Source organism: Amnibacterium endophyticum (assembly GCF_042680685.1).
GTDB classification, from domain to species: Bacteria; Actinomycetota; Actinomycetes; order Actinomycetales; family Microbacteriaceae; genus Amnibacterium; species Amnibacterium endophyticum.
In genome coordinates this window covers 13,777-25,935 of sequence record NZ_JBHUEA010000030.1, presented here as the reverse complement: position 1 = coordinate 25,935, position 12,159 = coordinate 13,777, and the positions used below count along the sequence as shown (strand labels likewise).

The window sequence follows — 12,159 nt, the reverse complement described above, 5'->3', positions numbered from 1 at the left end:
CGCCCGTGCCGGCGCGGGGGCCGAGTGGTCGACCGGCGCGGCCGCGCGGGCGGCGAGCCCGCCGGCGCTCGCGACCTCCTCGACCCGGAGACCTGCGTGCGGGCCGCCGGTCCAGCGCAGCTGACCGACCTCCCCGGCCCACGCCGTGCCGATCGGGCGCCCGTCGGCCTCGAGGCAGGCGATCGCGAGGCCGGTGCCGAGCGGGGCGAAGAGCAGCCCGCCGGGCCGCCCGGCGCCCGCGCCGGTCGACCACTCGGCCCGCGCGCCGGCACGGACGTCCTGCGCCAGCACGACCGGCGCGTCGACCCGTTCCTGGACCATCCTGCGGATCGGCAGATCGCGCCAGCCCAGGTTGACCGACATCCGGCAGACGCCCGCGGCCTCGTCGACGATGCCGGGCACGGCGATCCCGATCGCGGCGACCGAGGTCCAGCGCGCCACGAGGGCCGCGACCGCGTCGGCGGTCGCGACGCCGGAGGCGTCCCCGCGCGGCGTGGGCGTGCCGGGCAGGCGGACCGGCACGCCGTCCGGGCCGACCATCACCGCCTTGATGTCGGTGCCGCCCACGTCGATGCCGAGCACCGTCTCCTCCGCCACGGCCACAGCATCCCGGAACCGCCCCCGGCGCCGCGACCGCGGACCTCCTACGAGCGAAGCGCGCTGTCGGACTGCGCGTTTCGCTCGCCCCGGGCGAAGCGGCACCCACACTCGCTCCACATCGAGACGACGGGGGTCGTGCATGGCGGGGACGACGGATGCGCTGCGGGTCGGCGTGATCGGCATCGGGCAGCGGGCGGAGATCGCGCAGCACGTCGGGGCCACGGGCACGCCGGCGCGGCTCGTCGTCGCGGTCGACACGACGGAGGCCGGGCGGGAGCGGGCGGCGCGCTGGTTCGGGCCGGAGGTCGCGGCCTTCGCGGACGTGCCGAGTGCACTCGAGGCGCAGCCGCTCGACGCGGCGATCGTCACGACGCCGGACGACACGCACGCCGAGGTCGCGCTGCCGCTGCTCGAGGCCGGGGTCGCCGTCTACCTCGAGAAGCCGATGGCGATCACGCTCGAGGACTGCGACCGGCTGCTCGAGGCCGCCGAGCGCACCGGGACCCCGCTCTACGTCGGGCACAACATGCGGCACGCGTCCGTGGTCAAGCAGATGAAGGCGCTCGTCGACGACGGGGCGATCGGCGAGGTGAAGGCGGTCTGGTGCCGGCACTTCGTCGGCAACGGCGGCGACTACTACTTCAAGGACTGGCACGCCGACCGCAGGCGCACGAACTCGCTGCTGCTGCAGAAGGCGAGCCACGACCTCGACGTCATCCACTGGCTCTCCGGGCGCACCACGCGCCGCGTGACCGCGATGGGCGCCCTCACGGTCTACGGCGGCGTCACCGATCGTGGCGGCCACGAGGGCCAGGTGATGCCGGAGTGGTTCTCGCTCGACAACTGGCCGCCGGAGGCGCAGACGGGCCTGAACCCGGTCGTCGACGTCGAGGACGTCTCGATGATGCTGATGGACCTCGGCGACGGGGTGACCGCCAGCTACGAGCAGTGCCACTTCACGCCCGACTACTGGCGGAACTACACGGTGATCGGCACCCGGGGCCGCCTCGAGAACTTCGGCGACACCCCGGGCGGCGTCATCCGCGTCTGGAACCGCCGGCACGAGTACGCGCCGACGGGCGACCTCGAGATCCCGATCGAGGGCGAGGGCGAGGGCCACGAGCAGGCGGACGCCCTGACCATGGGCGAGTTCCTGGCGCACGTCGCCACCGGTTCGCCCACCGCCGTCTCGGTGCTCGCCGCCCGCGACGCCGTCGCCGCCGGCGCCCTCGCCGCCGAGTCGCTCCGCGACGGCGGCTCGCCCCGCGACGTCCCGCCCGCTCCCGTCCGTCCCGCAGCCGCTGCAGCCTGAGAGGAACCACCATGTCCCGAACCGACCACCCGCGTGTGAGGCGCGCGATCGGCGCCGCCGCCGTCCTCGGCGCCGCCGCCCTGCTGACCGCCTGCTCGTCCGGAGGCGGTGGCGGCCCGGCGCCCGCGGCCTCCTACAGCCCGGCCCCGAAGGACCTCAAGGCCGACATCACCTACGCGATCTGGGACCAGACGCAGGCGAAGGCGATCGAGGCGAACATCAAGGGCTTCAACGAGGAGTACCCCGACATCTCGGTGAACGTCGACGTCACGCCCTACGACACCTACTTCACCAAGCTGCAGACGCAGGCGTCGAGCAACACGATGCCGGACGTGTTCTGGATGAACGGGCCCAACTTCCAGCTGTACGCCGACAACGGCAAGATCGCGCCGATCACCGGCGAGGTCGACGCGGGCGCGATCGACCCGAAGAACTACCCCGCCGCGCTCGTCGACCTGTACACCGTCGACGGCGTGCACTACGGGGTCCCGAAGGACTTCGACACCATCGGCCTCTGGTACAACCGCGCGATCTTCACGCAGGCCGGCGTCGCCGAGCCGACGGCCGACTGGACCTGGAGCGACTTCCAGGACGCGGCGAAGACGATCACGTCCAAGTTGCGCAGCAAGGGCATCTACGGCGCCGTCGGCGGCATGGACGGTCAGACCACCTACTACAACACGATCTTCCAGGCGGGCGGCAGCGTCCTGACCGACGACGGCAAGAAGTCGGGCTACGACGAGCCGGCCACGCAGGCGGGGATCACCTTCTGGCGGGACCTCATCGCCTCGAAGGGCTCCCCGTCCATAGCCCAGCTGACCGACACCCCGGCCGACCAGTGGTTCGTCTCCGGCAAGGCGGCGATGTTCATGAGCGGCGACTGGAGCCGGTCCGCGATCGCCGACTCCCCCGTCAAGGACGACGTGCAGGTCGTGCCCCTGCCGAAGGGGAAGGAGCGGGCGACCGTCATCCACGGCGTGACGAACGCGGTCGCCGCGTCGGGCAAGAACCTGCAGGCGGCGCAGGCGTTCCAGGTCTACCTGGCGAGCAAGGCGGCGCAGCAGCAGCAGGGCGACATGGGCGCGATCATCCCGGCCTTCACCGGGACGCAGGACGCCTTCGCGAAGTCGATGCCCGGCGTGGACCTGCAGGTGTTCCTGGACGAGCTCGCCTACGCGAAGCCGCTGCCCTCGAGCGCGAACACCGCCGCCTGGAACGCGCTCGAGACGAAGTACCTGCCCGGCGTCTTCGCCGGCAGCGAGCCGGTCGACCCGACGCTGAAGACGCTGGCGACCCAGATGGACGCGGCGCTGGCGAAGGGATGACCGCGCTCGCGCCCCGCCGGACCACCGGCCCGGACCGCCCCGCCCGACGGCGGGGCGGCTCCGGCCTGTGGCCGGTCGTCTTCGCCGGACCGCTGCTCGTCGGCGTCGCCGTCTTCTACCTCTGGCCGATCGTCCAGACCGCCTCCTTCTCCTTCACCACCTTCGGCGCGTTCGGCGGTCAGACCTGGGCCGGGCTCGCGAACTACGAGCAGCTGCTGACCGACCCGCAGCTGTACCGGTCGCTCGGCAACACGCTGCTCTACACGGCGATCGTGCTGCTCGGCGTCCCGCTGTCGGTCTGGCTGGCCAGCCTCCTGAACACTCCGGGGCTGCGCTTCGCGAGCTTCTACCGGGTGCTGTTCTTCCTGCCCTACGTCGCGATGCCCACCGCGATCGCGCTGGTGTGGCGGATCATCTACAACGGCGACTTCGGCCTCTTGAACTGGGTGCTCTCGCTCGTCGGCATCCGCGGCCCCTACTGGATCAGCACGCCCGGCTGGGCGATCATCGCTGTCGCCATCGTCGGTCTGTGGTCGTCGCTGGGCTTCTCGATGATCGTGCTCGCCGCCGGGCTGAAGACGATCCCGCCGGAGCTCTACGAGGCGGCGGAGCTCGACGGCGCGACGCCGACGCGGCAGTTCCTCTCCGTCACCGTGCCGCTGCTCAGCCCGAGCATCTTCTTCGTCTCGGTCGTGACCGTGATCGGCGGCTTCCAGCTGTTCGACCTGCTCTACGCGATCCTCGGCGCGCAGAACCCGGCGACGGACGCGAGCATGTCGCTCGTCTACTACTTCTACCGGGCCGGGTTCGTGCAGAATCAGCAGGGGTACGCCGCCGCCATCGCGATCGTGATCCTGGTCGTCGTCGGGCTCGTCACCCTCGCGCAGTTCCGGCTGCAGCGCCGGTGGGTGACGACGTGACCGCCACGGCCTCCGGCACGGACGCGCCCGTCGCCGGCCCCTCGGTGCGGGTCGCTCCCGGCGCCGCGACCCGCACCCGTCGGCGCAGGCGGCGACGCGGGGGCTCGCACGTCGTCGCGCACCTGGTGCTCGGCGTGGGCGGCTTCCTGATGGCGGCGCCCTTCCTCTGGCAGATCATCATGTCGCTGTCGACGAACAGCGAGGTCCGCAGCGTCGTCCCGACCTTCTGGCCCGGGACGCTGCAGTGGCACAACTTCGCGGACGTGTTCGCGCAGCTGCCGTTCCTCTCGCAGCTGCGCACCTCCGTCCTCATCACCGTGATCCGCACCGTCGCCCAGATCGTCTTCTGCACGATGGCCGGGTACGCCTTCGCGCGCCTCCGCTTCCGCGGACGCGGCGTCCTGCTCGGCGTCGTGCTGTCGATCCTGCTCGTGCCCAGCCAGGTCTACCTGCTGAGCCAGTACCAGATCGTGCAGTCGCTCGGCTGGCTGAACACGATCCAGGGCATCGTCGCGCCGGGCCTGTTCAGCGCGTTCGGGACCTTCCTGATGCGGACCGCGTTCCTCTCGCTGCCGGTCGAGCTGGAGGAGGCGGCCCGGATCGACGGCGCGAACCCGTGGCAGATCTTCTGGCGCGTCATGGTGCCGCTCGTGCGCCCCAGCATCAGCGTGCTCGCGATCACGACGGTGCTGTTCTCGTGGAACGAGCTGCTCTGGCCGCTGGTCGTCTCGACGCGCGCCGACCTCGCGCCGCTCGCGGCCGGGCTCGCGACGCTGTCGGGCGACGTCGTCCGCATCGACTACCCGGTCATCATGGCCGCGAGCCTGATGGCCATGGCGCCGGTGCTGATCGCGTTCATCCTGCTGCAGCGCCGGGTGATCGACGGGCTCGCATCCTCGGGGCTCAAGTAGCGCGACGCGGCGGACGAGCCGGCAGGACGACGTGCCGCACCTCCGCTCGGAGGTGCGGCACGTCGAGCCGGCGATGCGGGTCCGGTCAGGGCCTCGGGCTACTCGACGACGGTCGAGGGGTGCGGAGGCGCGGCGAGCGCCGGGCCGAAGTCGACGTCCCGCCCGTCGATCCGCCAGGTGCCGCGCCCGGTCCGCCGCACCGTCTCGTCGGCGGCGAGCCACTCGTCGAGCGCCGCGCGCTCCTGCGCGTCGAGCCAGGCCATCGGGTCGGAGGTCTGCTTGAAGCGCAGCACGGTCGCCGCGTCCTGGACCAGCTGCCGCTGCGGCTCGTCGAGCAGGCTGCGTCGACGGCGGAAGTACACCGCGTCCGGATCGAGCTCGAACCAGGGGCGCTGCCAGGCGCGTTCGATCGACGCGGCGATCGCGTTCCGGGCGCCGCTGCCGGACGGGTCGTCCGGCCGCTCCGCGTTGTCCCAGAAGGCCGCCGTGTCCGGACCGACCCGCACCCCGTCGAAGACGCCGACCGACGGCAGGATCGGCGCTCCGCAGCCGAGCAGGTACACGTCGTCCCCGACCGTGCGGCGGACGTGCTGCACGGCGTCCCGGTAGACCCGCTCCCGGGGCAGGTCCCGGGCGCGGTGCCCGTGGACGGCTCCGGCGTTGAGGAAGTCGAGCTTCAGGTAGGTGAAGCCCGAGTCGACGGCACGGCGCAGCACCTCGTCGAGGTGCTCGAGGACCTCGGCCCGGGTCGTGTCGAGCGCGTGGTACCCCGCGCCCCAGTTCGTGCCGGTCACCGCCGGACGGCCGTCGTCGTCCTGCACGAGCCAGTCGGGGTGCTCGCGGGCCACCGCCGAGTGCGGCAGCGCGATCAGCGGGGCCAGCCACAGCCCCGGCCGGAAGCCCGCGTCGGCGATGCGCCGCGCGGTCGCGGTCATGCCGGACGGGAACCGCTCGTTCGCGATCCAGTCGCCGACCGCGACCTCCCAGCCGTCGTCGAGCTGGACGACGTCGAACGGGTGTCCGCGCAGGTCCTCGACCGTGCGGGCGATCAGCGCCTCGTCGACGTCCTCGTAGAAGGAGTACCAGCTGCTCCAGACGGCCCCGGCCCGGCGGTCGCGGCCGCCCAGCCGGTCGGCGACCTGCGCGGCGTAGGCATCGAACACCTCCTCCTCGTCGCCGAACGCGACGAACCAGCCGTCGCCCACGTCCTCCGTCGTGCCCCGGAGCACGTGCGGGTCGGCAGCGACCCGGGGGGTCCCGAGCCCGAGGGCGCCGAGCAGCAGCACGCGCCCGTCCGGCGCCTCGAGCGCGCCGACGGCGCTGCCGGAGTGCGAGGCGGGCGTGTCGTTCGCCGCGTCGTCCGCCGTGAGCAGGCGCGCCGGGTCGCCGCCGATCCGCAGCGGCGCGTCCGTCAGGCGGCGCCACCCGCTCGGGCTCCACGAGTTCCAGCCGTGCCGGTAGAAGGCGGCCTGCTCGTCGAAGGGGTGGAGGAGGGCGACCGGACCCGGCGGGGCCACCCAGCCGCGCTCGACGCGGATGAGCGGTCCACCCGCGCGCATCGGCAGCACGAGGTCGGTGAAGCGGGCTTCGGTGAACACGGGGCCTCCCGGCGGTTCGGTCGCGATCGCGGCGGCGGCCCGGGAGTCGCTCCCGGGCCGCCACATCTCCGAATCGGAGGCTCAGCGCACGCGGACGGTCTGGTGCAGGTCGTTCAGGCCGCTCGAGGCGCGCCAGGTGCCGATGTTCGCGGTGCGGATCGCATACCGCGGGTCCTTCGCGGTCCTCCTGTCGGCCGCGGGCATGGCCAGGTACGCGGAGTACGTCCCGCGCGGCAGGTGCCGGATCGCGGCGCGCACCGTCGCGGTCGTGCCGGCGGCCCAGCGGCGCACGTCGGTCTTCAGCGCCACCGAGTACCGGTGCCGGCCGCTGACCAGCACGAGCTCCGCGGGTCGGGCGTTGTACGGCGCCGCCCAGCCCGTGTTCTTCACCCGGATGGTCACCGTCGGGATGCGGTCGCTCGTCACCGTGCTGGAGGCGAGCTGGAAGCGGTAGCCGAGCTTCCGCTCGGTGGTCGCGATGCCCGCGGCACCCCACGAGTCGAGCACGTCGGTGTCGTACTCCCGGTTCAGGTAGCTGAAGTGGAACCGCCGCATCTGGGCGGACGCGTTCGGGAACTCCGACCGGGGCGGGTCGACGTTGCACGTCTCGCCGCCGACCGGGACGAAGCGGCTGTCCGCGGCGAGGTAGTCCTGGTCCAGCGCGATCGGGTCGGACAGGTAGGTGCCCCAGTCGTCCGGGGCCGCGAGGAAGCAGTCGTTGTGGTGCCCGATCCGGGCGTCGGCGGTGTTCCGGTACGCCTCCTTCGCCGTGAGCGCGCCCGACGCGCCCGTCGTGGTGCCGACGATGCGCTGCTTCATCAGCGGCGTCCGCACCTGCACGGTGCGTCCGGGCAGCGCCCGGAGCTCGGCGTCGGCGACGGCCCTGCGCTTCGCCCAGTCGGCGTCGGAGACGGCCTGCGTCTTCGGGTCGGCGAAGTGGTCCGTGTAGTACCCCTCGCCCCACAGGCCGATGAAGCCCTGCTGCAGCGTCGCGATCAGTCCGGTGTTGCGGCGCAGCAGCGGCGTCAGCTGCCGGATGTGCTTCTGCACGGTGGGCAGGTCGGCGTCACCGAACGGGGCGACGTAGGGACCGGCACCGCCCTCGACGTAGGCGAAGCGGAGCACGACGGTGAAGCCGTTGCGCTTGACAACGTCGAAGTCGTGCTGCAGCCGGCCGAGCAGGTCGCGGCTGAGGTCCGCGCCCTTCGCGAAGTCGTCGAGGTAGTAGACCCGGTTGATCTGGGTGTCGCCGAGCTTCCGCCAGGCGCGGAGCTGCGCGTCGGTGAGCGCCTCCCAGTCCTTCCCGCCGTCCCGGTAGTGCGTGTCGGTCTCGTGGTCGAAGCCGCGCTCGGGGTTCGCGATGTTCGCGGACGACGCGGCGTAGGTCACCGTCCTGCCGGCGTGGTGGCGCGCGTCCGCGAGCGCGGGTGTGGGCACCCCGAGGAGGATCGTGGTGCCCGCGGCGGCCAGGGCGATCAGCGGGCGGCGGAGTCGGGACAGCGGCGCCGTCGCGGCCGTCGGAGTTCGGGTCATGCGGGGATCCTGCGACGCGCCCGCGCCGACACGGCGAGTCCGCCCGCCGCGGCGCCGCATCGCGCAGTCCGACTGCGCGTCGGACGTGCGGTCCCCAGGTGCAGTTGCGGCGCACCGTGCGGACGCAACTGCACCTGAGAGCCGCACGAGGAGGGTCGGGCGCGCGGTCAGCGGCGCGGCTCCACCTGGTGCACGGTGATGCCCGCGTCGCGGAGGCGCTGCAGCTCGTCCGGGTCGGCCGTCGTGTCGGTGATCAGCAGGTCGATCTGCGACGGCTCCGCCATCCGCGCCAGCGTCACTCGACCGACCTTCGACCCGTCCGTCACCACCATCACGCGCTGGGCGTGCTCCACCATCGCGTGGTTCGTCCGCGCCTCGACCTCGTCGTGCGTCGTCGCACCGCCCGCCACGCTGATGCCGTCGACGCCGAGGATCGCGGTGCCGACGTTCACCGCCTTGAACGTGTTCTCGGCGAGCACGCCGACGGCCTCGAAGGACGTCGAGCGGACGACCCCGCCGGTGAGGATGACCTTCGACGTCGGCCGCGAGGCGAGCTCGAGCGCGATGGTGAGCGCGTTCGTCACGATCGTCAGCTGGGTGCGCCGGGACAGCGCCTTCGCGATCTCGGCCGTCGTCGTCCCGCCCGAGAGGGCGACCGCGTAGGGGCCGGTCGGGATCAGCTCGGCCGCGCGGATCGCGATGCGGTGCTTCGCCTCACGGGCCTCGAGGTCCCGGAGGTGCACCGGCACCTCGTCGTGGACCGCCTGCGGCCGGGCGCCGCCGTGGGTGCGGATCAGCAGCCCCTGGTCCTCCATGTCCGCGAGGTCGCGGCGCAGTGTCGCCGCGGACACCGACAGCTCGCTCGCCAGCTCGGCGAGCGCGACCGACCCGCGGGAGTTCACGCTGCGCAGCACCGCGAGCATCCGGTCGGCGCGCTTCGCGCTCGATGCGTGCGGCAGCCGCAGCCCCGTCGCCTGCGCCATGCGGACCCCCTCGTCGACTTCACCGAACGAGCAGGAGGATTGCGCACTTCGCGCAGGATCTGCAAGCCCGGCTGCCGCCCTGCGCACCCCCGCTGCCAGGATCGCCGCATGCCGACCGTCGCATTCATCGGGGCGGGCAGCGTGGTCTTCACCCGCCAGCTGCTCGCCGACCTGCTCCGCTTCCCCGAGCTCGCGGACCTCGAGATCCGCCTGCACGACATCGACGCCGACCGGCTCGCGGTCGCCGAGGGGACGGCCCGTCACCTCGACGAGCGCCTCGGCACGAGCGCGACCGTCGTCGCGACGCTCGACCGGGCCGCGGCGCTCGACGGCGTCGACTTCGTCGTGAACATGGTGCAGATCGGCGGCATCGACGCGACCCGGCTCGACCTCGAGATCCCGGCGCGGTACGGGCTCCTCCAGACCATCGGCGACACGACGGGCGTCGGCGGGGTGTTCCGCGGCCTGCGGACCTTCCCGTTCCTGACCGACCTGCTAGCCGACATGGGCCGGCTCTGCCCGGACGCGCTGTTCCTGAACTACACCAACCCGATGGCGATGAACGTCTGGTGGGCCTCGGTCGTCGCCCCCGGCATCCGCACCGTCGGCCTCTGCCACAGCGTCCACTGGACCGCGCACGACCTCTGCGAGCTCATCGGCGTCCCGCTCGAGGGCACGCACTACCGCGCCGCGGGCGTGAACCACCAGGCGTGGCTGCTCGAGTGGAGCCGCGACGGCGAGGACCTGTACCCGCGGCTCGAGGCCGCGATCGCGGCGGATCCGGGCCTCGAGCGCCGCGTGCGGGTCGAGATGTTCCACCGGATCGGCTACTACCCGACCGAGACGAGCGAGCACTCGAGCGAGTACCTCGACTGGTTCCTGCGGTCGCCGGAGCAGATCGAGCGCTTCCGGATCGAGCCGCTGCAGTACATCGGGATCAGCGAGGAGAACGTCGCGGAGTTCGAGACCGCGAAGCGGCTGCTCGCCGCCGGCGAGCCGCTGCCGCTCGAGGAGGGCGCAGCGGAGTACGCGCCGCAGGTGATCCACTCCGTGGTCACGGGCACCGAGCGCGAGATCCACGGCAACGTGGTCAACCGCGGGCTGATCGACAACCTGCCGGACGGCGCGGTCGTCGAGGTGCCGTGCCGGGTGGACGCCGACGGCGTGCACCCCGTCCCGATGGGCGCGATCCCGCCGCAGGGCGCGGCGCTGAACCGCGCCTACCTGTCCGTCGCCGAGCTCGCGATCGACGCCGCGAGGAGCGGGTCGAAGGAGCGGGTGCGCCAGGCGGTCCTCGCGGACCCCAACGCGAGCAGCACGCTCACGCCGGAGCAGATCTGGGCGCTCTGCGACGAGCTGACCGCCGCGCACGGCGACCGCCTGCCGGCAGCGCTGCGCTGATCCGATCCGCACCGCGTGAACGGCGTGTTTCGCGCCGGTCACGATCCGGGCACGGGCGCGCAGTCCGCCTGCGCGTTCCGCGCGATCTGCTGCGAGCGGATCGCGCGGCGGACACCATGACAGGACGGCGCGACGAGGCGCCGCCCGCCGAAGAGACGGACCCCGAGGAGCTCGAGATGACCCGCGATCCCCACCACCGCCACTCCCCCGGACGCATCGCCGCCGCCGCCCTGGCGGTCGGCGCGCTCGCCGCCGGCCTCACCGGCTGCGCGGGCGGCGGCGGAGGCTCCAGCACCCTCGACACGAAGGCCGACACGACCATCACGTGGTGGACGGGACAGGCCGACCAGGCCGAGACGATCCTCGAGGGGCTGGCGAAGCAGTACGAGCAGCTGCACCCGAACGTCACGATCGACGTCTCGTCCGGGGCGCCGTCGACGGAGGACCTGCTCGCCAAGCTGTCCGCGGGCTTCGCCGGCGGCACCTACCCGGACGTGTCCTACGCCTTCGGCTCCTGGGCGAGCCAGCTCGAGCAGTCCGGCCGCACGCTCGACATCACCGACCAGGTGAGCGACCCGGCCGTGGACTGGAAGGGCTTCACCGCCGCGGCCCGCGCGACGGCGCAGCCCGACGGCACGAAGACGATCGGCTTCCCGGCCGTGGTCGACAACCTGTCCCTGATCTACAACAAGACCCTCTTCGACGCCGCCGGCCTGTCCTACCCGACGAACGACTGGACGTGGGACGACTTCCGCAGCGCGGCGAAGAAGCTGACCGACCAGGCCAAGGGCCAGTACGGCTACGGCTACTCCGTCTCGGGCAGCGAGGAGACCACCTGGCAGTTCTGGCCGCACCTCTGGCAGGACGGCGGGGAGGCCCTGTCGAGCGACGGCAAGCAGGCCGCCTTCGACTCCGCCGCCGGCACGAAGGCGCTGACCTTCCTGCAGCAGATGGCGGTCGACGACAAGAGCGTCTACCTCGACCAGACGGACACGAAGTTCGGGCAGCTGTTCGCGGGCGACAAGATCGGCATGATCACCTCGGGCCCCTGGCAGCTGTACGACCTGAAGACGGCCGGGACGAAGTACGGCGTCACCTACCTGCCCGGCACGGACGGCGACCACCAGACCGTCAGCGGCCCCGACGTGTGGGCGCTGTTCGACCACAAGGACGCGAACCGCGCGCACTGGTCCTACGAGTTCATCAAGTGGCTGACGGACCCGAAGCAGGACCTCGCCTGGAACGTGAAGTACGGCAACCTGCCGCTGCGCGAGAGCGAGGTGGACTCCCCCGAGTTCCAGGCCCAGGTGAAGGCGCTGCCCGGGCTCGAGGTGATGGCGGCGAACTCCGCGAACGCGAAGCACGCCCGGCCCACCGTCCCCGGCTACAACGGGCTCTCCGAGGCGGTCGGCGACCAGATCTCGCGGGTCCTCCAGGGCCAGGGCGAGCCGGAGCCGGCGCTGAAGGCCGCCGCGCAGAAGGCGGATCAGGCGCTGTCCGGGAACGGGCCGTGACGACCGCCGTGCGCACGGGCGGGCGGCCCGTGACCGACGACCGGCGCCGGGGGCTCCGGCTG

General features: G+C 72.6%; 10 protein-coding genes. 6 read left to right on the top strand and 4 right to left on the bottom strand.

Annotated elements, in window-relative coordinates; genetic code table 11:
* On the bottom strand, positions 1–597 hold a 597-nt coding region (locus tag ACFSBI_RS15020), incomplete at its 3' end, for an ROK family protein (RefSeq protein ID WP_377936341.1).
* Positions 598–739: 142 nt separating this feature from the next.
* Between ACFSBI_RS15020 and ACFSBI_RS15015 the strand changes: the two genes are divergently transcribed.
* Genes ACFSBI_RS15015 through ACFSBI_RS15000 form a run of 4 tightly spaced genes read left to right on the top strand, consistent with a single transcriptional unit; the run spans position 740 to position 5,068 of the window.
* Positions 740–1,912 carry a Gfo/Idh/MocA family protein gene (locus tag ACFSBI_RS15015; RefSeq protein WP_377936339.1) on the top strand — a complete coding sequence of 391 codons (1,173 nt, stop codon included), beginning with the start codon at positions 740–742 and terminating at the stop codon, positions 1,910–1,912.
* 11 nt (positions 1,913–1,923) lie between these two features.
* Positions 1,924–3,237, top strand: a complete 1,314-nt coding sequence (locus ACFSBI_RS15010; RefSeq protein ID WP_377936337.1) for an ABC transporter substrate-binding protein — start codon at positions 1,924–1,926, stop codon at positions 3,235–3,237.
* Complete coding sequence (locus ACFSBI_RS15005; protein WP_377936335.1) at positions 3,234–4,157, top strand: carbohydrate ABC transporter permease; 924 nt, start codon at positions 3,234–3,236, stop codon at positions 4,155–4,157. The genes ACFSBI_RS15010 and ACFSBI_RS15005 overlap by 4 nt, the downstream gene beginning before the upstream one ends.
* On the top strand, positions 4,154–5,068 hold the full coding sequence (locus tag ACFSBI_RS15000) for a carbohydrate ABC transporter permease (protein WP_377936333.1): 915 nt from the start codon (positions 4,154–4,156) through the stop codon (positions 5,066–5,068). Before ACFSBI_RS15005 ends, ACFSBI_RS15000 begins: the two co-directional genes overlap by 4 nt.
* Positions 5,069–5,166: 98 nt before the next feature.
* On the opposite strand, the gene ACFSBI_RS14995 is transcribed toward ACFSBI_RS15000, so the two are convergent.
* From ACFSBI_RS14995 to ACFSBI_RS14985, 3 genes are all read right to left on the bottom strand, one after another.
* On the bottom strand, positions 5,167–6,666 hold the full coding sequence (locus ACFSBI_RS14995; RefSeq protein WP_377936331.1) for a glycoside hydrolase family 36 protein: 1,500 nt from the start codon (positions 6,664–6,666) through the stop codon (positions 5,167–5,169).
* Between the two features lie 81 nt (positions 6,667–6,747).
* Positions 6,748–8,199, bottom strand: coding sequence for a DUF4832 domain-containing protein (locus tag ACFSBI_RS14990; protein ID WP_377936329.1), 1,452 nt, complete (start codon positions 8,197–8,199; stop codon positions 6,748–6,750).
* A 167-nt stretch (positions 8,200–8,366) separates the two neighbouring features.
* The gene (locus tag ACFSBI_RS14985) at positions 8,367–9,182 is read right to left on the bottom strand and encodes a DeoR/GlpR family DNA-binding transcription regulator (protein WP_377936327.1); all 816 of its coding nucleotides are present in this window, start codon (positions 9,180–9,182) and stop codon (positions 8,367–8,369) included.
* A gap of 108 nt (positions 9,183–9,290) precedes the next feature.
* On the opposite strand from ACFSBI_RS14985, the gene melA reads away from it, so the two are divergent.
* On the top strand, positions 9,291–10,583 hold the full coding sequence (gene melA, locus ACFSBI_RS14980) for an alpha-glucosidase/alpha-galactosidase (protein WP_377936325.1): 1,293 nt from the start codon (positions 9,291–9,293) through the stop codon (positions 10,581–10,583).
* 176 nt (positions 10,584–10,759) lie between these two features.
* Positions 10,760–12,097, top strand: a complete 1,338-nt coding sequence (locus ACFSBI_RS14975; protein ID WP_377936323.1) for an ABC transporter substrate-binding protein — start codon at positions 10,760–10,762, stop codon at positions 12,095–12,097.
* The last annotated feature ends 62 nt before the right edge of the window (positions 12,098–12,159 follow it).